At 68.1% G+C, this 20,106-nt stretch carries 16 protein-coding genes; 8 read left to right on the forward strand and 8 right to left on the reverse strand.

The features are described 5' to 3' along the window. Positions 1-16: 16 nt before the first annotated feature. The gene (gene polA / locus RALTA_RS10880) at positions 17-2,836 is read right to left on the reverse strand and encodes a DNA polymerase I (protein ID WP_012353483.1); all 2,820 of its coding nucleotides are present in this window, start codon (positions 2,834-2,836) and stop codon (positions 17-19) included. A gap of 4 nt (positions 2,837-2,840) precedes the next feature. Between polA and RALTA_RS10885 the strand changes: the two genes are divergently transcribed. The 4 genes from RALTA_RS10885 to RALTA_RS10900 all read left to right on the forward strand — a co-directional run bounded on the left by RALTA_RS10885 (position 2,841) and on the right by RALTA_RS10900 (position 6,400). After that, complete coding sequence (locus RALTA_RS10885; RefSeq protein ID WP_012353484.1) at positions 2,841-3,788, forward strand: LOG family protein; 948 nt, start codon at positions 2,841-2,843, stop codon at positions 3,786-3,788. Positions 3,789-4,019: 231 nt separating this feature from the next. Further along, positions 4,020-4,454: a membrane protein gene (locus RALTA_RS10890; protein WP_012353485.1), complete on the forward strand. Its 435-nt coding sequence runs from the start codon at positions 4,020-4,022 to the stop codon at positions 4,452-4,454. A 129-nt stretch (positions 4,455-4,583) separates the two neighbouring features. After that, entirely contained in the window at positions 4,584-5,588 is a 1,005-nt protein-coding gene (locus tag RALTA_RS10895) for a homoserine kinase (RefSeq protein ID WP_012353486.1), read from the forward strand. Positions 5,589-5,593: 5 nt separating this feature from the next. Continuing rightward, positions 5,594-6,400 (forward strand): BPSS1780 family membrane protein, encoded by an 807-nt coding sequence (locus tag RALTA_RS10900; RefSeq protein ID WP_012353487.1) that lies wholly within the window; start codon positions 5,594-5,596, stop codon positions 6,398-6,400. An 89-nt stretch (positions 6,401-6,489) separates the two neighbouring features. Here RALTA_RS10900 and RALTA_RS10905 read toward each other — a convergent pair whose 3' ends face one another. After that, entirely contained in the window at positions 6,490-8,838 is a 2,349-nt protein-coding gene (locus RALTA_RS10905; protein WP_012353488.1) for a UvrD-helicase domain-containing protein, read from the reverse strand. 255 nt (positions 8,839-9,093) lie between these two features. On the opposite strand from RALTA_RS10905, the gene RALTA_RS10910 reads away from it, so the two are divergent. Next, positions 9,094-11,961, forward strand: coding sequence for a valine--tRNA ligase (locus RALTA_RS10910; RefSeq protein ID WP_012353489.1), 2,868 nt, complete (start codon positions 9,094-9,096; stop codon positions 11,959-11,961). A 138-nt stretch (positions 11,962-12,099) separates the two neighbouring features. Then, the gene (galU, locus tag RALTA_RS10915) at positions 12,100-12,990 is read left to right on the forward strand and encodes a UTP--glucose-1-phosphate uridylyltransferase GalU (protein ID WP_025585208.1); all 891 of its coding nucleotides are present in this window, start codon (positions 12,100-12,102) and stop codon (positions 12,988-12,990) included. Between the two features lie 104 nt (positions 12,991-13,094). Here galU and RALTA_RS10920 read toward each other — a convergent pair whose 3' ends face one another. From RALTA_RS10920 to RALTA_RS10945, 6 genes are all read right to left on the reverse strand, one after another. After that, positions 13,095-13,322, reverse strand: a complete 228-nt coding sequence (locus RALTA_RS10920) for a sulfurtransferase TusA family protein (protein ID WP_010813669.1) — start codon at positions 13,320-13,322, stop codon at positions 13,095-13,097. Positions 13,323-13,373: 51 nt separating this feature from the next. Continuing rightward, positions 13,374-13,958, reverse strand: a complete 585-nt coding sequence (locus RALTA_RS10925) for an NUDIX domain-containing protein (protein WP_012353491.1) — start codon at positions 13,956-13,958, stop codon at positions 13,374-13,376. Between the two features lie 48 nt (positions 13,959-14,006). Continuing rightward, positions 14,007-15,038 (reverse strand): threonine aldolase family protein, encoded by a 1,032-nt coding sequence (locus tag RALTA_RS10930; protein WP_012353492.1) that lies wholly within the window; start codon positions 15,036-15,038, stop codon positions 14,007-14,009. A 28-nt stretch (positions 15,039-15,066) separates the two neighbouring features. Beyond that, on the reverse strand, positions 15,067-15,255 hold the full coding sequence (locus tag RALTA_RS10935) for a 4-oxalocrotonate tautomerase (protein WP_012353493.1): 189 nt from the start codon (positions 15,253-15,255) through the stop codon (positions 15,067-15,069). A 56-nt stretch (positions 15,256-15,311) separates the two neighbouring features. Continuing rightward, positions 15,312-16,085, reverse strand: a complete 774-nt coding sequence (locus tag RALTA_RS10940; protein WP_012353494.1) for a class II aldolase/adducin family protein — start codon at positions 16,083-16,085, stop codon at positions 15,312-15,314. A gap of 155 nt (positions 16,086-16,240) precedes the next feature. Beyond that, positions 16,241-17,533 (reverse strand): YbfB/YjiJ family MFS transporter, encoded by a 1,293-nt coding sequence (locus RALTA_RS10945; protein WP_012353495.1) that lies wholly within the window; start codon positions 17,531-17,533, stop codon positions 16,241-16,243. A gap of 128 nt (positions 17,534-17,661) precedes the next feature. Here RALTA_RS10945 and RALTA_RS10950 point away from each other — a divergent pair, with 128 nt between their 5' ends. Continuing rightward, positions 17,662-18,561: a LysR family transcriptional regulator gene (locus RALTA_RS10950; RefSeq protein WP_012353496.1), complete on the forward strand. Its 900-nt coding sequence runs from the start codon at positions 17,662-17,664 to the stop codon at positions 18,559-18,561. 85 nt (positions 18,562-18,646) lie between these two features. Next, the gene (locus RALTA_RS10955) at positions 18,647-20,104 is read left to right on the forward strand and encodes an NfeD family protein (RefSeq protein WP_041232173.1); all 1,458 of its coding nucleotides are present in this window, start codon (positions 18,647-18,649) and stop codon (positions 20,102-20,104) included. Positions 20,105-20,106 lie beyond the last annotated feature (2 nt).

Here is a 20,106-nt window from a genome sequence, read left to right on the forward strand (position 1 = left end):
GAGGCCCGCTGCGGCCTCAGTGCGCTTCTTCCCAGTTGGCGCCGCTGCCCACTTCGGCCACCAGCGGCACGCGCAACTCGGCCACCGTGCACATCAGTTCCGGCAGGCGCGCCTTGACCAGCTCCAGCTCGTGCTCGGGCACTTCCAGCACCAGTTCATCGTGTACCTGCATGATCTGGCGCGTCTGCAGGCCGTCGCGCTCCAGCCAGTCCTGCACCGCGATCATCGACAGCTTGATCAGGTCGGCCGCGGTGCCCTGCATCGGCGCATTGATGGCGGCGCGCTCGGCGGCCTGGCGGCGCGGGCCGCTGCCGCCGTTGATATCCGGCAGCCACAGCCGGCGGCCGAACACGGTCTCGACATAGCCCTGCTCGCGCGCGGTCTGGCGCGTCTCTTCCATGTAGTGGGCCACGCCGGGGTAGCGCATGAAGTAGCGGTCGATATAGTGCCTGGCGGCGTCGCGCTCGATGCCCAGGTTGCTGGCCAGCCCGAACGCGCTCATGCCGTAGATCAGGCCGAAGTTGATCACCTTGGCGTAGCGGCGCTGCTCGCTGCTGACGGCGTCGCGCTCGACGCCGAAGATTTCGGCGGCGGTGGCGCGGTGGATGTCCTCGCCGTTGGCAAAGGCGCGCAGCAGGTTCTCGTCGCCCGAGATATGGGCCATGATGCGCAGCTCGATCTGCGAATAGTCAGCCGACACGATCACGCTGCCCGGCTCGGCGATAAAGGCCTCGCGGATGCGGCGGCCTTCGTCGGTGCGCACCGGGATGTTCTGCAGGTTGGGCTCGGTCGACGCCAGCCGCCCGGTCACCGCGGTGGCCTGGCCGTAGCTGGTGTGCACGCGCCCGGTGCGCGGGTTGACCATCTTTGGCAGCTTGTCGGTATAGGTGGACTTGAGCTTGGACAGGCCGCGGTAATCCAGCAGCAGCTTGGGCAGCGGGTAGTCCTCGGCCAGCTTCTGCAGCACCTCTTCGTCGGTCGACGGTGCGCCGCTCGCGGTCTTCTTCACCACCGGCAGCTTCATCTGGTTGAACAGGATCTCGCCGATCTGCTTGGGCGACCCCAGGTTGAACGGCTGGCCGGCGGCCTCGTAGGCCGACTGCTCCAGCGCCAGCATGCGCTGGCCCAGCTCGGCGCTCTGCGCGGCCAGCCGTTCGGCGTCGATCAGCACGCCGTTGCGCTCGACCTTCTGCAGCACCACCGAGACCGGCATCTCGATCTCTTCGTAGACGCGGCGCAGCCCCGCCGCGGCCTCGACCTGCGGGAACATCCTGCGATGCAGGCGCAGCGTCACGTCGGCATCCTCGGCGGCGTATTCGGTGGCGCGGGCCAGGTCGATCTGGTCGAAGCCGATCTGGCTGGCGCCCTTGCCGCAGACCTCTTCATAGGTGATCGTCTTCAGGCTCAGCAGGCGCTCGGCCAGGCTGTCCATGCCGTGGTTGCGGTGCGAGGCCAGCACGTAGCTCTGCAGCATGGTGTCGTGCGCCACGCCGCGCAGCTTGATGCCGTGGTTGGCGAATACATGGATGTCGTATTTCAGGTTCTGGCCGAGCTTGGGCCGGCTGGCATCTTCCAGCCAGGCGCGCATGCGTTCCAGCACGAACTCGCGCGACAGCTGGCCGTGCTCGGGCAGGCCGGCCACGTCGGGGCCGCGGTGCGCCACCGGGATATAGCAGGCCTCGCCCGGCGCCGCCGACAGCGAGATGCCGACCAGCTGCGCCTGCATCGGATCGAGCGAGGTGGTCTCGGTATCGATCGCCACCAGCGGCGCGGATTCGATGCGCCGCAGCCAGTCTTCCAGCATGCCCGGGGTGGTGACGGTCTCGTAGCGGATCTCGGTGGGCGCCGCGTCATCGGCCGGCGGCGCACCGTCGCCGGCCGACGGCGCAGGCGCATCGAACAGTCCGCCCTGCGCGGGCGCGCTCGTCGCGGCACGGGCGCGGGCCTGGGCGCGCGCGTCGGGCAGGCTTTCGCCGGTGGCTTCGCGCAGCCAGGTCTTGAAGCCATAGCGCTGGAAAAACGCCACCAGCTGCTCCTTGTCCTCGCCGGTCTCGCGCAGCGCGTGGAAATCGGCGACCGACTTGCTCAGGTCGCAGTCGGTCTTGACCGTTACCAGCCGGCGCGCCATCGGCAGCCATTCCAGCGTGTTGCGCAGGTTCTCGCCCACCACGCCCTTGATGCCGGAAGCGGCCGCCATCACGCCGTCGAGCGAGCCATGCTCGGCCAGCCATTTGACCGCGGTCTTGGGGCCGACCTTGGGCACGCCCGGCACATTGTCGACGGCATCGCCGATCAGCGACAGATAGTCGATGATGCGTTCGGGCGGCACGCCGAACTTGGCCAGCACGCCCGGAGGATCGAGCACTTCGCCGCTCATGGTATTGACCAGCGTGACGTGCTCGTTGACCAGCTGCGCCAGGTCCTTGTCGCCGGTGGACACCACCGTGCGCACGCCCTGCTCCATGGCCTGGCGCGACAATGTGCCGATCACGTCGTCGGCCTCGACGCCGTCGACCACCACGATCGGCCAGCCCAGCGCGCGCACGGCCTCGTGGATCGGCTCGATCTGGCGCGCCAGGTCCTCGGGCATCGACGGGCGGTGTTCCTTGTAGGCCGGGTACAGGTCGTCGCGGAAGGTCTTGCCCTTGGCGTCGAACACGCAAGCGCTATACTCTGCCGGGTAGTCGTTGCGCAACTTGCGCAGCATGTTGATCATGCCGTAGATTGCCCCTGTGGGCAGACCCTCCCCATTCCTCAGGTCCGGCAAAGCGTGATAAGCGCGATACAGATAGCTCGATCCATCGACGAGCAAGAGTGTTTTTGGACTATCCGACATTCCCATGGACTCAAAATTGACTGGTGCCGCTGCAGGCGGTGCCTCGACCGCCCCCCTTGCTGACCCGGACGTTGCTGATATCTCCGGCGATACCGTACAACCCCCGCCGGAGGCTGCCTCCGAACACGCCGCGGCCATTGCCGCGGCGGCCGATGCCGCCGCCGCGGGCAATCCGCCGGAAGTTGCTGCTGAAAAGGCTGCGGCGGCGGCGGCGCGCGCCAATCCGCGCAAGATGATCCCCAGCCTGCGTGCGCTGGCCGACGAAGACCGCGCTACCGCAAAGAAGGCGCGCGCTTCGTGGCAAATGTTCACGATTATGGCAGAGTTCATCGAGGCCACCGAGTACCTGTCCGAGATCCGCCCGGCGGTGTCGATCTACGGCAGCGCGCGCCTGCGCGAGGACTCGCCCTACTACCAGCGCACCATCGAGATCGCGCGGCTGTTCTCGGACGCCGGCTTTGCCGTGATCTCCGGCGGCGGCCCCGGCATCATGGAAGCGGCCAACAAGGGCGCGCACGCCGGCAAGTCCGCCAGCGTCGGCCTGAACATCGAACTGCCGCACGAGCAGCAGGGCAATCCGTACCAGGACATTGCCATGCGCTTCCGCCACTTCTTCACCCGCAAGGTCACCTTCGTCAAGAACTCCGACGCCTTTATCGTGATGCCGGGCGGCTTCGGCACGCTCGACGAGCTGGCCGAGGTGCTGACGCTGGTGCAGACCGGCAAGTCGCGCTCGGTGCCTGTGATCATGTTCGGCAGCCGCTTCTGGAAGGGCCTGCTCGACTGGTTCCGCTTCACGCTGCTGCCGATGGGCCTGATCGCCGAGCACGACCTGGACCTGATGAAGATCGTCGACGAGCCGCACGAAGTGCTGGAAGCGGTCTACGACTACTACGAGCAGCGCGGCGGCGACAAGCCGATTCCGCCAAAGGAAGAAATGTTCTACCTGTAAGGCCGGCAGGCGGCCGCCCCTGCCGGCGGCCCGGGCGCGGCGGCAACGCATGCGCCACCCGGCGCGGTCGCGCAGGTGCCCCCCGGGGCACGGCGGCGGCCTGTGCGGGACAGGAATTGCTAGAATGGAACCTGTCCGTCTGCCAAGCCCGGTGCCGCCGGGTCGCAGTCCAACCGCCGCATGCCGCGGCGCTGCGCGCCTGTCGTGGCGCAGCCCGCACAGGAGCACCTGATGACCTCCCCTTCTACCGTCCGCCCGGTCCGGTCCGCGCGCGCAGCCGCCGTGGCCGGCGAGCCCGAATCGCCTGCCAGGCGGTCCGTGCCCGCCCTGGCCGCGGCAGCGGCCGCCGCGCTGGCGCTGGCATCCGGCTGGGCCGTCGCGCAGGAAAGCAATGCGCTGACCCAGCAGGAACTGAACCAGATCAACAACCAGCCGATCGCCCCGGCCGCCAGGTCGCAGCTGAACCAGCCGCGCCAGCCGAGCTTCCAGCTGAATGAACGCGATGGCACCCAGGTGCGCGAGTACCGCGACAAGGGGCGCGCCACCGACATCCAGGTCAAGTCGGGCTTCGGCACCAGGTACGAGATGAGCAAGCCGGAAGACAGCTCGCCCAAGATCCGCGAGCATGACGTCAACCGCGTGCCTTCGGTCAACCTGAAGTTCTGAACCCGCTTGCCCACGGCCTGGCCGCAAACGCCAGGCCGCGCCGGCCCTCCGGCAGTCATGCCGCGGCGGCGGCCCGGATTTTGTCCGTAACTGGCGCCGCCGCTTTCCGATTCGCTTCACACAACGAGTATGGCCGTATTCACCACGGTCTCGCAGGACGAGATCGCCCGCTGGCTGCTGGATTTCGACCTTGGCGAAGTGCGCGAGCTGCGCGGCATCGCCTCGGGCATCGAGAACAGCAATTTCTTCCTCACCATGGAGCACGAGGGCCAGACGCGCCAGTATGTGCTGACCATCTTCGAGCGGCTGTCGTTCACGCAGCTGCCCTATTACCTGCACCTGATGGCGCACCTGGCCGAGCGCGGCATCCGCGTGCCCGCGCCGATCCCGGCGCGCGACGGCGAGATCCTGCGCCCGCTCAAGGGCAAGCCCGCCACCATCGTCACGCGCCTGCCGGGCGCATCGCAGCTCGCGCCCGACGCGCAGCATTGCGCCGAGGTCGGCGATATGCTGGCGCGCATGCATCTGGCCGGCGCCGACTATCCGCGCCGCCAGCCCAACCTGCGCAGCCTGCCCTGGTGGCAGCAGACCGAACGCGAGATCCTGCCCTTCCTCGATGCCGGCCAGCGCGCGCTGCTGCAACGTGAAATCGCCCACCAGGCGGCGTTCTTCGCCAGCGCCGCGTACGCCAGCCTGGGCGAAGGCCCGTGCCACTGCGACCTGTTCCGCGACAACGCGCTGTTCGAGGAAGACGCCAGCGGCCGCCACCGGCTGGGCGGCTTCTTCGATTTCTACTTCGCCGGCAATGACAAGTGGCTGTTCGACGTGGCGGTCACCGTCAACGACTGGTGCATCGACCTGGCCACCGGCGAACTCGACGCCGAGCGCGCGCAGGCGCTGCTGCGGGCTTATCATGCGGTCAGGCCGCTGACCGAGACCGAGGCCGCGCACTGGCAGGACATGCTGCGCGCCGGCGCGCTGCGCTTCTGGGTGTCGCGACTGTGGGACTTCTACCTGCCGCGCGAGGCCGACATGCTGCAACCGCACGATCCGACCCATTTCGAACGCATCCTGCGCCGGCGCCTGGACGCCCAACCCGCGAACCCCGAGAGCGCCCCGCTCCCCTGGATCTGACCCGTATGCAACTACTGGAAGTCCCTGCCAAGGAAGGCTACACCTGGTTCCGCCAGGGCATCTGGCTGTTCCGCAAGAACCCGCTGACCTTCCTGATGCTGCTGTTCGTCTACCTGATCGCCGCGCAGCTGGCCATCGTGGTGCCGCTGATCGGCATCATCGCGCTGCTGGTGGTCACGCCCGGCCTGTCGGTCGGCGTGATGACCGCCTGCCGCGACGTGATCCAGAACAAGCGGGTGCTGCCCACCGTGCTGCTGGCGGGCTTTCGGGCCAACGGCAAGGAAGCCACGCGCAACCTGCTGGTGCTGGGCGGCATCTACGCCGGGCTGGTCTTCATACTGGGGCTGATCGCCGGCGCGGTGGTCGACATGAGCGCGCTGGTGCCGATCGTGCTGAAGGAAGAAGCGCCGACCGCCGAGGCGGTGCGCCAGCTGTACTACGCCATGCTGATCGGCGCGCTGCTGTACACGCCGATCGCGATGATGTTCTGGTTCGCGCCGCTGCTGGCCGCCTGGCACGGCGTGCCGCCGGTCAAGGCGCTGTTCTTCAGCTGGACCGCGTGCTGGCGCAACCGCGGCGCGTTCTTCACCTACGCGGTGCTGTTCGCGATGCTGCTGGTGGCGATTCCGTTCTTCCTCGAGGCGGTGTTCAGCGCCTTCGGCGCCGAGACCGTGCTGTCGTTCCTGGTCACGCCGTATTCGCTGCTGATGCTGGCGATCTTGTACTGCTCGTTCTATGCGACGTACCGCGGCTGCTTCAACGTGACCCCGCCGGGGGTCGAGCCGGCGGCGCCGGCTGCGCCGGGCGTCTGAAAAAACGCTCGCTACGCGATGGTGTGCTCCCTCTCCCGCTTGCGGGAGAGGGGAGCAAACCAGCGGGGCCCGAGACCGCGCTCGCTACCTCAATCGATCGCATCCAGCTTCGCCACCGCTAGCGCCAGCCACTTGGCGCCATGCCGCTTGAAGTTGATATTGGCGCGCGCATCGGCGCCCTCGCCTTCCAGCGCGGTGATCACGCCTTCGCCGAACTTGTTGTGGAACACCGACTGGCCGACGCGGAAGCCGGTGCCGGCCTCGCGTTTGGCATCGGCATAGCCGTTGCCGTTGTCCATGCCGCCGGTCGGCCTGGTGCCGGTATAGGGCACGTCCTCGGGCTTGCGGAACCAGTCGCGGCCCCAGGCATTGTCGCGTTCCTGGCGGCGCACGCCGCCGTAGCTCTGCGCCGGCGGGGTCAGCCACTTGAGCGAGGCCTCGGGTAGCTCCTCGAAGAAGCGCGAGCGCACGTGGTAGCGGGTCTGGCCGTGCAGCATGCGGCTTTGCGCGAACGACATGTAGAGCCGCTTGCGCGCGCGCGTGATCGCCACGTACATCAGCCGGCGCTCTTCCTCCAGGCCGTCGGGATCCATCATGCTGTTCTCGTGCGGGAACAGCCCTTCTTCCAGGCCGCTGATGAAGACCACGTCGAACTCCAGCCCCTTGGCGGCGTGCACGGTCATCATCTGCACCGCGTCCTGGCCAGCCTGCGCCTGGTTGTCGCCGGCCTCGAGCGAGGCGTGGGTCAGGAACGCTACCAGCGGCGTCATCACCACCGGCAGCGCCTCGGGGTCGAGCAGCTGCTGTGACTGGTCGCCGTCGGCCAGCACCGGCGTGGCGGGGCCGCGCTCGGCCGGGATCACCGCGGCCAGCGCTTCCAGGCCGTAACCCTCCTCGACCACGAAGGCCTGCGCAGCGGTCACCAGTTCCTGCAGGTTCTCGATACGGTCCTGCCCTTCTTTCTCGCCCTGGTAATGCGTGATCAGGCCGCTGTGGTTGATCACGTATTCCACGGTCTCGGCCAGCGTCATGCGGCGCGTGTCCGCGCGCATCTGGTCGATCAGCCGCGTGAACGCGGCCAGCTTGCTGCCGGCCGCGCCGGGCACGTAGGCCACCGCCTCGGCCAGCGCGCAGTCATACTGGCGCGCCATGTCCTGCAGCACTTCCAGCGAACGCGCGCCGATGCCGCGCGCCGGGAAGTTGACGACGCGGCCGAAGGCGGCGTCGTTGCGCGGGTTCTCCAGCAGCTGCATGTACGCCAGCGCGTGCTTGATTTCGGCGCGCTCGAAGAAGCGCAGGCCGCCGTACACGCGGTACGGGATGCCGGCCGAGAACAGCGCGTGCTCGATCACGCGCGACTGCGCGTTGCTGCGGTACAGGATGGCGATCTCGGCGCGGCTGGCGCCCTGCGCGATCTGGTCGCGGATTTCCTCGATGATCCAGGCGGCTTCCTGCCCGTCCGAGCCGCCCTGGAACACGCGTACCGGCTCGCCGTGGCCGGCGTCGGTGCGCAGGTTCTTGCCGAGGCGGCGCGCGTTGTGCGAGATCAGGTGGTTGGCCGAATCCAGGATATGCCCGTGCGAGCGGTAGTTCTGTTCCAGCTTGATCATCCGGCGCACGCGGAACTCATGCTCGAAGTCGCGCATGTTGCCGACGTTCGCACCGCGGAAGGCATAGATGCTCTGGTCGTCGTCGCCCACGGCAAAGACTGCGGCCGGGTTCTGCGTGCCGTGGCCGGCCAGCAGCTTGAGCCACTGGTACTGCAGCACGTTGGTGTCCTGGAACTCATCGACCAGCACGTGGCGGAAGCGGTGCTGGTAGTGCTGGCGGATGGCGTCGTTGTAGCGCAGCAGTTCGTAGCAGCGCAGCAGCAGCTCGGCGAAGTCGACCACGCCCTCGCGCTGGCATTGCATGTCGTAGGCGGCGTAGAGGTCGACGAAGCGCTTGTTGAAATCGTCGTTGGCCTCGACGTCGGCCGGGCGCAGGCCCTGCTCCTTGGCATTGTTGATGAAGTACTGCAGGTTCTTGGCCGGGTACTTCTCGTCGTCGACGTTGAGCGACTTGAGCAGCCGCTTCAGCGCCGAGAGCTGGTCCTGGCTGTCCAGGATGGCGAAGGTCTGGGGCAGCCCCGCGTCGCGGAAATGCGCGCGCAGCATGCGGTTGCACAGGCCGTGGAAAGTGCCGATCCACATGCCGCGGGTGTTGATCGGCAGCATCGACGACAGCCGCGTCTGCATTTCCTTGGCGGCCTTGTTGGTGAAGGTCACCGCCAGGATGCCCGCCGGCGAGACATGGCCGTTCTGGATCAGCCAGGCAATGCGCGTGGTCAGCACGCGCGTCTTGCCGCTGCCCGCGCCCGCCAGGATCAGAGCCGGTTCGTCGGGCAGGGTGACGGCGGCTAGTTGTTCGGCGTTCAGGTTGGCAAGCAGGTCGGGCATCGGAAAGGCCTAATGGAATCGCCCGCAATTATACCGGGGGGCCCTGTTCCATAAATCACATCCGGCCCGCCCGCCAGCGCGAGCGCATGGGTCGCGCGCCGGCCGCCGCCGGCCACGAAATAGGCACCAGGCGCCCGCCCCCGTATAATTTGTGGTTTCACTGGCGCCAGGCCGGCCATCGCAGGCCGCCAGCGACCGCCAGGCGCAGGGCACCGCACCTGCCACGCATCCAGACGCCAACCTCGACATCCCAGCATGACCGCCCAAGACCAATCGCTTGCCAAGAGCTTCGAACCCGCCGCCATCGAGGCGAAATGGGGCCCCGAGTGGGAGAAGCGCGGCATCGCCAAGCCGACCTTCGACCCTGCCCGCCCGGACTTCGCGATCCAGCTGCCGCCGCCGAATGTGACCGGCACGCTGCACATGGGCCATGCCTTCAACCAGACCATCATGGACGGCCTGGCGCGCCATGCGCGCATGCTGGGCGCCAATACGCTGTGGGTGCCGGGCACCGACCACGCCGGCATCGCCACCCAGATCGTGGTGGAGCGCCAGCTCGAGGGCCAGGGCGTGTCGCGCCATGACCTCGGCCGCGAAAAGTTCACCGAGAAGGTGTGGGCCTGGAAGGAAGAGTCGGGCTCGACCATCACCCGCCAGGTGCGGCGCATGGGCGCGTCGATCGACTGGAGCCGCGAGTACTTCACGATGTCGCCGGAGATGTCGAAGGCCGTCACCGAAGTCTTCGTGCGGCTGTACGAACAGGGCCTGATCTACCGCGGCAAGCGCCTGGTCAACTGGGATCCGGTGCTGGGCACCGCGGTGTCGGACCTGGAAGTCGACAGCGTCGAGGAAGAAGGCTCGCTGTGGCATATCCGCTATCCGCTGGTCGAGGCTGACGCCAAGGGCGGCCTGACCCACCTGACCGTCGCCACCACGCGTCCGGAAACCATGCTGGGCGACGTCGCCGTGATGGTGCATCCGGAAGACGAGCGCTATGCGCACCTGATCGGCAAGTCGGTGCACCTGCCGCTGACCGGTCGCCAGATCCCGGTGATCGCCGACGAATACGTCGACCGCGAGTTCGGCACCGGCGTGGTCAAGGTCACCCCGGGCCATGACTTCAACGACTATGCGGTGGGCCTGCGCCACAACCTGCCGCAGCTGTCGATCCTGACGCTCGATGCGAAGATCGTTGCCGACGCCCCCGCCGCCTATGCCGGCCTGGACCGCTTCGACGCGCGCAAGGCCATCGTCGACGACCTCGACAAGCAGGGCCTGCTGGAAGACGTCAAGAAGCACAAGCTGATGACGCCGCGCAGCGAGCGCACCGGCAGCGCGATCGAGCCGATGCTGACCGACCAGTGGTTCGTCGCCATGAGCAAGCCGGCGCCGGAAGGCACCTTCTACCCCGGCCGCTCGATCGCCGAGGTTGCGCTCGAGGCCGTGCAGAGCGGCGAGATCAAGCTTGTGCCCGAGAACTGGATCAGCACCTACAACCAGTGGCTGGGCAATATCCAGGACTGGTGCATCTCGCGCCAGCTGTGGTGGGGCCACCAGATCCCGGCATGGTACGACGATGCCGGCAATTGCTTCGTCGGCCGCACCGAAGAGGAAGCGCTCGCCAAGGCGAAGGCCGCCGGCAGCACCGGCGCGCTGCGCCGCGAGGAAGACGTGCTCGACACCTGGTTCTCGTCGGCGCTGGTGCCGTTCTCCTCGCTGGGCTGGCCCGAGGAAACGCCGGAGCTGAAGCACTTCCTGCCGTCGTCGGTGCTCGTCACCGGCTACGACATCATCTTCTTCTGGGTGGCGCGCATGGTCATGATGACCAAGCACTTCACCGGCAAGGTGCCCTTCCATACCGTCTACGTGCACGGCCTGGTGCGCGACTCGGAAGGCAAGAAGATGAGCAAGTCCGAGGGCAACACGCTCGACCCGGTGGACCTGATCGACGGCATCGACCTCGACACGCTGCTGAAGAAGCGCACCACCGGCCTGCGCCGGCCCAAGGACGCCCCGAAGATCGAGAAGAAGACGAAAAAGGAATTCCCCGAGGGCATTCCGGCCTTTGGCGCCGACGCGCTGCGCTTCACCTTCGCGTCGCTGGCCACGCTCGGCCGCAACATCAACTTTGACACCGGCCGCTGCGAGGGCTACCGCAACTTCTGCAACAAGCTGTGGAACGCCACCCGCTTCGTGCTGATGAACACCGAGGGCCATGACTGCGGCATGGGCCCTTGCAACCAGGACTGCGGCCCGGACGGCTACCTCGATTTCTCGCAGGCGGACCGCTGGATCGTGTCGCTGCTGCAGCGTGTCGAGGCCGAGGTCGAAAAAGGCTTTGCCGAGTACCGCTTCGACAATATCGCCAACGCCATTTACAAGTTCGTCTGGGACGAGTACTGCGACTGGTACCTCGAGCTGGCCAAGGTGCAGATCCAGAACGGCACCGAAGCCCAGCAGCGCGCCACGCGGCGCACCCTGCTGCGCGTGCTGGAAACCGTGCTGCGCCTGGCGCATCCGATCATCCCGTTCATTACCGAGGAATTGTGGCAAAAGGTCGCCCCGCTGGCCGGGCGTGCCAGCGGCGATGGTGCGGAAACCATCGCATTGCAGCCGTATCCGCTGCCCGCCGTCGCCAAGATCGACGAAAATGCCGAACAGTGGGTCGCGCGCCTGAAGGAAGTGATCGACGCCTGCCGGAACCTGCGCGGCGAAATGAACATCTCGCCGGCCCAGCGCATCCCGCTATATGCCGAGGGCGACAGCGCCTTCCTGAAGGCGGCCAGCGCACATATCCAGGCGCTGGCGAAACTTTCGGAGGTGCGCGTCTTCGAAGATGAAGCTGCCCTGCAGGCCGAAGGCGCCGGTGCGCCGGTCGCCATTGCCGGGGGCAACCACCTGCTGCTGAAGATCGAGATCGATGTCGCCGCCGAGCGCGCGCGCCTGTCGAAGGAAGTCGAACGCATCGGTGGCGAAATCGGCAAGTGCCGCGCCAAGCTGTCGAACGAGAGCTTTGTCGCCAAGGCTCCGCCCGCGGTGGTGGCGCAAGAGACGCAGCGCCTGTCCGATTTCGAGCAGACGCTGGCCAAGCTGCAGGGCCAGCTGCAGCGGCTGCCGGCCTGACCGAGGGGTCAGCCAGGCGGCCTGCATCACGCCCCTGCCAGCCGGGGGTTCTGTGCGGCATCGTCGGACAGAACCGGACAGACGGCGCCCACGCTGGCTGGCAGGGTTATGGACTGGAATCTGAGAGGTACACCTGATATGGAAAATCGCGTCACCAAGGCTGTGTTCCCGGTTGCGGGCCTGGGCACCCGCTTCCTGCCAGCCACCAAGGCCAGCCCCAAGGAAATGCTTCCGGTGGTGGACAAGCCGCTGATCCAGTACGCCGTGGAAGAAGCCATGGCCGCCGGCATTACCGAGATGATCTTCGTCACGGGCCGCTCCAAACGCGCGATCGAGGACCATTTCGACAAGGCCTTCGAACTGGAGGTAGAGCTCGAAGCCAAGAACAAGCAGGCGCTGCTGGACGTGGTGCGCTCGATCAAGCCGGCCAACGTGGAGTGCTACTACGTGCGCCAGCCCGAGGCACTGGGCCTGGGCCATGCCGTGCTGTGCGCGGCCAAGCTGGTGGGCGACACGCCGTTCGCGGTGATGCTGGCCGATGACCTGATCGACGGCAACCCGCCGGTGATGAAGCAGATGGTGGATGCCTTCAACCACTACAACTGCTCGGTGCTGGGCGTCGAGGAAATCACGCCCGAGCAGAGCCGCTCCTACGGCGTGATCGACGGCCGCGAGTGGGACGACGACGTGATCAAGGTCTCGGGCATCGTCGAGAAGCCGGCGCCGGAAGATGCACCGTCGAACCTTGGCGTGGTCGGCCGTTACATCCTGACGCCGCGCATCTTCGACCACCTTCGCGAGCTCAAGCCCGGCGCGGGCGGCGAACTGCAGCTGACCGACGCGATCCAGTCGCTGCTGGGCCAGGAGCAGGTGCTGGCGTACCGCTACCAGGGCCGCCGCTATGACTGCGGCAGCAAGCTGGGCTACCTCAAGGCGACCGTCGAGTTTGCGCTGAAGCACCCCGAAGTGGGTACCGATTTCAGCGCCTACCTGGAATCGCGCGAACACCTGAACGGCCTGGGGCGCTGAGCTCCCCCGGACGGGTTACGAAGAAAAAGCCGCTTTCGAGCGGCTTTTTCCTTTTCGGACGGATGAACGCTCCCTGCCCCGCGGGCGGGAACGGGAGCAATCCATCAGCGCCGGCGCATGTAGAACACGAACACCTTGTCCACTTCCGAGTGCGACAGCAGCTCGTTGCCGGTCTGCTTGGCAAAGGCCTGGAAATCGCGCGTGGCGCCGGGATCGGTGGCCAGCACCTTGAGGACATCGCCGCTGGCCATGTCGGCCAGGGCCTTCTTGGTGCGCAGGATCGGCAGCGGGCAGTTCAGGCCGCGCGCGTCCACTTCTTTCTGGAACTCCATTCGTCTCTTCCTCTGATGCTTGGGGGCTGGAGGCTGGCTGAGAAACCCGCCTTACCAGCGATATTGTAGCGAAGCCCCGATCTGGCTGAAGTCGTGGGGGCGGCGCGGGTCCGGAATGTCGGCGCCGGTCTGGCGATCGAAGAAGCGCACCGGGTAGCCGCGCGCGGCAAGCCAGTCGGCCACCGCGAAGCCGGTCCCGGCCGACCACACCCGCACGTCCTCGGGCGCCACCAGCTTGTATTCGGCCAGTTCCTCGGACAGTTCGACGGTGCCGGTCGCCTTGACGTGATAGGCGATGATCAGCTCGTTCTTGCGCATGAACTCGTAGACCCCGATCAACGCGACCGACTCGGTATCGAGGTTGGTCTCCTCCTTCAGCTCGCGCGCCACGCCCAGTTCGGGCGGCTCGTCGCGCTCCAGGAAGCCGGTCACCAGCGCAAACATCTTCTCCGGCCAGGCCGCGTTGCGCGCCAGCAGCAGCTTGTCCTGGTATTCCACCACCGCGGCCAGCACCGGCAGCGGGTTGTTCCAGTGCACGAAGCCGCAGTCCTGCTGCACGCAGGCGTGGCGTTCGCGCCCGGACAGCGGCAGCACCTCCAGCGGCGCGCCGCACTGCGGGCAGAATCGGAAGGTCATGGGGGCTCCTGGGTCTCGTCGTTATAAGTATGGCGGGATATGGCGCCGCTATGCGCCGCAGGCGGCGCGCATGTCGGCGGCCAGCGCCTCCACGGTTTGCGGCTGCAGGTCCCACGAACACATGAAACGGCAGCCGCCCGCGCCGATAAAGGTATAGAAGCGCCAGCCCTTTGCACGCAGCGCCTCGATCGCCGGCAGCGGCAGCTCGGCGAAGACCGCATTGGACTGGGTCGGGAACATGATGCGCACGCCCGGGATGTCGCGGATGCGCTGCTGCAGCCGTTGCGCCATCGCATTGGCATGGCGCGCGTTGGCAAGCCACACGTCGTTCTCGAGCAAACCCAGCCACGGCGCGGAAATAAAGCGCATCTTCGACGCCAGCTGTCCGGCCTGCTTGACGCGGTAGGCAAAGTCCTCGGCCAGGCGGCGGTCGAAAAACACCACCGCCTCGCCCACCGGCAGCCCGTTCTTGGTGCCGCCGAAGCACAGCACGTCGACGCCCGCGCGCCAGGTGATTTCGGAAGGATGCACGCCCAGCGACGCCACCGCATTGGCAAAGCGCGCGCCGTCCATGTGCACGCGCAACTGCCGGCGCTTGGCGATGGCCGCGATCGCGCGCACCTCTTCGACGCTGTAGACGGTGCCGACTTCGGTCGACTGCGTCAGCGACACCACCTTGGGCTTGGGGTAATGGATGTCGGCGCGGCGGGTGACCAGCGCCTCGACAGCATCGGGCGTGAGCTTGCCGTTCTCGCCCGGCGCGGTCAGCAGCTTGGAACCGTTGGAGAAGAATTCCGGCCCGCCGCATTCGTCGGTCTCGATATGCGCCAGTTCGTGGCAGATCACCGAGTGGTACGACTGGCACAGCGCCGACAGCGCCAGCGAGTTGGCCGCCGTGCCGTTGAACACGAAGAACACTTCGCAATCGGTCTGGAACAGGTCGCGGATCCGGTCGCAGACCTTCTGCGTCCAGCTGTCGTCGCCGTAGGCCTGCTCATGGCCGCTGCCGTTGGCTTCCAGGAAATACTTGAGCGATTCCGGGCAGAAGCCGGCGTAATTGTCTGAGGCGAAGTGCTGCATGGTGTTCAGTCTGAAGCGGCCCGGCGCCTTACTTCTTGTCGGCCCACAGCTCGCCGCCGGTGGCCCAGTTCTCGCGCTTGATGTCGGTAATGATGATGTCGACCGCCGACGGCGAGCAGCCCAGCGTTTCGCAGCTGACGCGGGTCACTTCCTCGACAAACTTGCGCTTCTGCTCGATGGTACGGCCTTCAAACATTTCGACGTGGAAAGTCGGCATACATAGGCTCCTGTGCTTGATTGATTGTTGTGGTCCGGGCGGAAAAATTCTTCCCTTCAGTCCCGGTAGGAAGGATCGATTCTATCCAGTTTGCGCAGCAGCGCGGGCCATTCCAGCACGCCTTCGATCGCGCCATCGTCATGGAGCTGCGCGGAGGTCTTGTCCGCCACCGCGGCGTCGGGCTGCACCAGGGCACCGCCCGCCTGCGCCGCGATCTGGATTTCGCAGGCCTTGATCAGCGTCGCCATCAGCACATAGGCTTCGGCCACGGTGCGGCCCACCGTCAGCGTGCCGTGGTTGCGCAACAGCATGGCCGGATGCGCGCCCAGCGATGCGGTCAGCCGCGCACCCTCGGCCGGGGTAAAGGCCAGGCCCTCGTAGTCGTGATAGGCCATGCGCCCATGGAAGCGCATGGCGTGCTGCGACAGCGGCAGCAGCCCCGCCGCCTGCGCCGACACGGCAATGCCGGCGGTGTTATGCAGGTGCATCACGCACATCGCATCGGCGCGCGCGGCATGCACTGCGGCGTGCAGCGCGAAGCCAGTCACGTTGACCGGATGCACCGTCTCGCCGACGACCTCGCCGCGGCCGTTGATCTTGACCAGGTCGCTGGCGCGGATCTCGTCGAAGGCAAAGCCGAAGGGATTGATCAGGAAGTGGTCGGGCTCGCCCGGCACCGTGGCCGAGATATGGGTGTAGATCAAGTCATCCCAGCCCTCGCGCGCAGCCAGGCGATAGGCCGCGGCCAGGTCGACGCGCACGCGCTGCTCTTCGGCGGAGACGGGATGGGAAGCGCCCGCGGCGCGCGCGGGCTGCAAGGCAAAAGACATGGGGTCGCTCCTGCGCCGCCCGGTCTGGCGTGCCGGGTACGGCCCGGCCTTCTGTGCCGCGCCGCGGACCGCGATGCCGGCGGAGCCGGACGCAGCCTGTCGCGCGGCGCGCCGGACGGCAAAGGCGATACTTTAGCGCACCTTGGCGCCCGGGCTCAGGCGGCCCCTGGCCGGCTCCCGGCGGCCGGCAGCGGCCATGCGCGGCGCATCCAGGCGAATACCAGCGCGCCCAGCGCCAGCGCCGCGGCGGCGCACGCCAGCGAACCGGCAAAGCCGCCGCTGCGCGCCACCAGCGCGGTCGCCAGCGGCGGGCCGGCGATCTGGCCGAGGCCGTAGGACGCGGTCATCAGGCCCATCAGCCGCGGTGCCTGCGGCCCCCAGAGGCGCCGCGCCTCGCGCATCGCAAACGCCACCAGCGCGGTGAACGGCAGGCCCGCCAGCAGGCTGCTGAGGGCAAAGCCGGCCACGCTCGGGAACGCCACCGCGATCGCCACGCCCAGCGCCTGCATGCCGTACAGCAGCGCCAGCAGCTTGCGGTTGTCGTGCGCCATGCCGACCCGCGTCGCCAGGAACGCGCCCACCGCCACGCCCGCGCCGAAGATCGGCCAGAACAGGTCGGCCCACACCGTGCCGGGCAGCGCTTTGCGCGCGATCACGGGCAGGAAGGTCGCGGTGATGATGTAGCCAAAGCCGGCCAGGCCGTACGCCAGGGTCAGCACCCAGGTCTGGGCGTCGAGCCGTGCGCGGCCGGTCGCGGTATCCGAGTCGCCCGGCGACGGCGCCACTGCCGCCACGGCGGATGGCGCCGCGGATGGCGCGGCGGATGGCGTGGCGAATACGCGCCAGACCGCCGCCACCAGCACCACCGCCAGCGCGGTGAAGGCCAGCCAGCCGTGGTCCGCGTGCCAGCCCGCCCCGACCATGCCGGATACGCCGAGTCCGGTGACCACGATGCCCAGGCCCGGGCCGCAGAAAATCAGCCCGGCCAGCTCGGGCCGGCCCAGCTCGGCCAGCCGCTGCAGGCACCAGCCGGCGGTGTAGACCATCACGACGGCGCTGGCCACGCCCGCGGCAGCGCGCCACAGCGACCACGCCGGCATGCCGCCCGGCAAGGCCATGCCCAGCGTCAGCAGCACGGTGGCCACCAGGCCCCAGCGCACCATGCGCACGGCGTCGGGCTGGATAAACATGCAGACCGCGGCGCCGGCGAAATAGCCGATGTAGTTCACCGTGGCCAGCCAGCCGCCCTGGTCCAGCGTGACGGTGCCGTCATGCAGCATCATCGGCAACAGCGGCGTGAAGGCGAAGCGGCCGATGCCCATCACCACCGCCAGCGACACCAGGCCGGCCAGCGCCACCGCGAACGGGCCGGCTGCATGGCGCGGCCGTGTCACGGCCGCCACGCGCGCGGCAGGGTGTTCGGGCTCCAGGCTATGAGGGGTCGGCATGAGGGAGGCTGTGGGAACAGCGGTTGCATTGCGATTTCTGTATGCTACGCTGCCATCAGCATCTTGAAACATGAATTCTCAAGATACCAACCATTCTGAAACCTGATGGATTACCGTGGAGGCCGGACATGGACCTTGCCGCGCTTGAGATCTTCCGCGCCGTCGTCGAGGCCGGCGGCATCACGCGAGCGGCCGAGCGGCTGCATCGGGTGCAATCCAACGTCACCACCCGCATCCGCCAGCTGGAGCAGACGCTGGGCGTCGACCTGTTCGTGCGCGACGGCCGGCGCATGGTGCTGACCCCGTCGGGACAGACCCTGTTCGACTACGCCTGCCGCATCCTGACCCTGACCGAGGAGGCGCGCCAGGCGTTGCTGCCGGCCCGCCCGCACGGCCGCCTGCGCATTGCGTCGATGGAAAGCACGGCCGCGAGCCGCCTGCCCCAGGTGCTGGCGGCGTACCACCAGGCCTGGCCCGAGGTGCAGCTGGAACTGGTGACGCTGGCGACGCGGCAAGCGTTCGATGCGCTGGCGCGCTTCGAGGTGGACTGCGCCTTTGTCGCCGAACCGCTGGCCGACCCGGCGCTGCGCGCGGTGCCGGTGTTCGAGGAAGAACTGGTGGTGATCACGCGCGAGCACCACCGTCCGGTGCACGGCGCGGCCGACCTGGAAGTGCCGACGCTGCTGGCGTTCGAGCCGGGCTGCAACTACCGCGCGCGGCTCGAGACCTGGTACGGCAGCGGCCCCGCGCCAACCCCGCGCGTGCTGCAGCTCAGCTCCTACCACGCCATCGTCGCTTGCGTCGCGGCCGGTATCGGCGCGGCGATCGTGCCGCGCTCGGTGCTGGGCCTGTACCGCGACCTGCCCGCCATCCGGCAGCACAGCCTGGGCGCGGCGGGCCGCGTACGCACGCTGCTGGCCTGGCAGCCGTCGATGGCCAGCGCCGCGCTGCATGCACTGGTCGAAGCCCTGCCCACGCTCACGCCCGGGTCTCCCGGATCGGCCGGCCCCGAACTGGCAGCCGCCTGACCCCGCGCGGCGGCGTGCAAGATGTGCCCGGTGGCCTACACTTGAAGTGGCGCCACCACGGCACCCCGGGTGCCCTGCCCCTGCCATGAACCCTGCCACCGCGTTGCTGCGGGCCTTCCGGCTGCTGTCCAGCCTGGCGCTGGCGTGCTGCGCGCTTGCCTTCGGCGGCAGCGGCATCGCGGCCCCGCCGGCGGGCACGGCCATGGCCACCGCACCGGTATACGTGATCCCGCTGAAAGGCGCGGTCAGCCCGGCCAGCGCCAGCTTTATCGTGCGCGGCATGGCGCGCGCCCGCGAAGCCGGCGCGCAGCTGGTGGTGCTTGAGATGGACACGCCCGGCGGGCTCGATGCGTCGATGCGCGACATCATCCAGGCCATCCTGGCCTCGCCGGTGCCGGTGGCCAGCTATGTCTCTCCGGGCGGCGCGCGCGCGGCCAGCGCGGGCACCTACATCCTCTACGCCAGCCATCTCGCGGCGATGGCCCCTGGCACCAACCTGGGCGCGGCCACGCCGGTGCAGGTCGGCATCGGCGGACCGCAGAAGCCCGACGCGCTGCCCGGCGCCAGCCCCGCCTCAGCCCCGGCCAGCGCGCCCCCGGCGGGCGACACCATGGCGCGCAAGCAGATGCATGACGCCTCGGCCTATATCCGCGGCCTGGCGCAGCTGCGCGGGCGCAACGCCGAATGGGCTGAGCGCGCGGTGCGCGAATCGGTCAGCCTGTCGGCCGACGAAGCGCTGGCGCAGCGCGTGATCGATATGGTCGCGGCCGACCTGCCCGCGCTGCTGCGCCAGCTCGACGGGCGCAAGCTGACGACCGCCGGCGGCAAGGCCAGCACGCTGCAGACGCGCAACGCCCCTTCGGTCACGCTGGAGCCGGACTGGCGCAACCGCTTCCTGGCGGTGATCACCGAGCCCAGCGTGGCGCTGTTGCTGATGATGATCGGCATCTACGCGCTGATCTTCGAATTCTCCACGCCGGGCATGGTGGTGCCCGGCATCGTCGGCGCGATCTGCCTGCTGCTGGCGCTGTTCGCGCTGCACATGCTGCCGGTCAACTACGCCGGGCTGGCGCTGGTGGCGCTGGGCATCGGCTGCATGGTGGCGGAGCTGTTCCTGCCCACCTTCGGCGCGCTGGGCGTCGGCGGCATTATCGCCTTCGCCTTCGGCGCGGTGATGCTGATCGACACCGACGTGCCGGGCTTCGGCGTGCCGCTGCCGATGGTGGCGGCGATGTCGGCGCTGTCCGCGGTGTTCGTGTTCGGCATGTCCGCCATGCTGGTGCGCTCGCGCAAGCGCCCGGTGGTCAGCGGTGCCGACACGCTGGTGGGCAGCCGCGGCGAGCTGCTCGACGACCTGCGCGAGGAAGGCTGGGCCACCGTGCGCGGCGAGACCTGGCGCGTGCGCAGCGCCACCCCGCTGGCGCGCGGCACGCCCGTGCTGGTCACCGCGCGCCACGGCCTGGTGCTCGAAGTGGTTGCCGCCGGCGGCGCTGCGCTGGCCCCCTCGCCCTCATCCCAACCGAAGCCAGACAAGGGAGCCTGACC

The sequence above is a fragment of the Cupriavidus taiwanensis LMG 19424 genome (genome assembly GCF_000069785.1).
GTDB classification, from domain to species: Bacteria; Pseudomonadota; Gammaproteobacteria; order Burkholderiales; family Burkholderiaceae; genus Cupriavidus; species Cupriavidus taiwanensis.

What these genes read in the sequence shown, in the direction of transcription:
- RALTA_RS10935 (WP_012353493.1), bottom strand. Translation starts at nt 15,255, where the DNA reads ATGCCGACTTTCCACGTCGAAATGTTTGAAGGCCGTACCATCGAGCAG.
- polA (WP_012353483.1), bottom strand. Translation starts at nt 2,836, where the DNA reads ATGTCGGATAGTCCAAAAACACTCTTGCTCGTCGATGGATCGAGCTAT.
- RALTA_RS10930 (WP_012353492.1), bottom strand. Translation starts at nt 15,038, where the DNA reads ATGCAGCACTTCGCCTCAGACAATTACGCCGGCTTCTGCCCGGAATCG.
- RALTA_RS10900 (WP_012353487.1), top strand. Translation starts at nt 5,594, where the DNA reads ATGCAACTACTGGAAGTCCCTGCCAAGGAAGGCTACACCTGGTTCCGC.
- RALTA_RS10925 (WP_012353491.1), bottom strand. Translation starts at nt 13,958, where the DNA reads ATGACCTTCCGATTCTGCCCGCAGTGCGGCGCGCCGCTGGAGGTGCTG.
- RALTA_RS10905 (WP_012353488.1), bottom strand. Translation starts at nt 8,838, where the DNA reads ATGCCCGACCTGCTTGCCAACCTGAACGCCGAACAACTAGCCGCCGTC.
- RALTA_RS10910 (WP_012353489.1), top strand. Translation starts at nt 9,094, where the DNA reads ATGACCGCCCAAGACCAATCGCTTGCCAAGAGCTTCGAACCCGCCGCC.
- RALTA_RS10950 (WP_012353496.1), top strand. Translation starts at nt 17,662, where the DNA reads ATGGACCTTGCCGCGCTTGAGATCTTCCGCGCCGTCGTCGAGGCCGGC.
- RALTA_RS10945 (WP_012353495.1), bottom strand. Translation starts at nt 17,533, where the DNA reads ATGCCGACCCCTCATAGCCTGGAGCCCGAACACCCTGCCGCGCGCGTG.
- RALTA_RS10940 (WP_012353494.1), bottom strand. Translation starts at nt 16,085, where the DNA reads ATGTCTTTTGCCTTGCAGCCCGCGCGCGCCGCGGGCGCTTCCCATCCC.
- RALTA_RS10920 (WP_010813669.1), bottom strand. Translation starts at nt 13,322, where the DNA reads ATGGAGTTCCAGAAAGAAGTGGACGCGCGCGGCCTGAACTGCCCGCTG.
- RALTA_RS10890 (WP_012353485.1), top strand. Translation starts at nt 4,020, where the DNA reads ATGACCTCCCCTTCTACCGTCCGCCCGGTCCGGTCCGCGCGCGCAGCC.
- galU (WP_025585208.1), top strand. Translation starts at nt 12,100, where the DNA reads ATGGAAAATCGCGTCACCAAGGCTGTGTTCCCGGTTGCGGGCCTGGGC.
- RALTA_RS10895 (WP_012353486.1), top strand. Translation starts at nt 4,584, where the DNA reads ATGGCCGTATTCACCACGGTCTCGCAGGACGAGATCGCCCGCTGGCTG.
- RALTA_RS10885 (WP_012353484.1), top strand. Translation starts at nt 2,841, where the DNA reads ATGGACTCAAAATTGACTGGTGCCGCTGCAGGCGGTGCCTCGACCGCC.
- RALTA_RS10955 (WP_041232173.1), top strand. Translation starts at nt 18,647, where the DNA reads ATGAACCCTGCCACCGCGTTGCTGCGGGCCTTCCGGCTGCTGTCCAGC.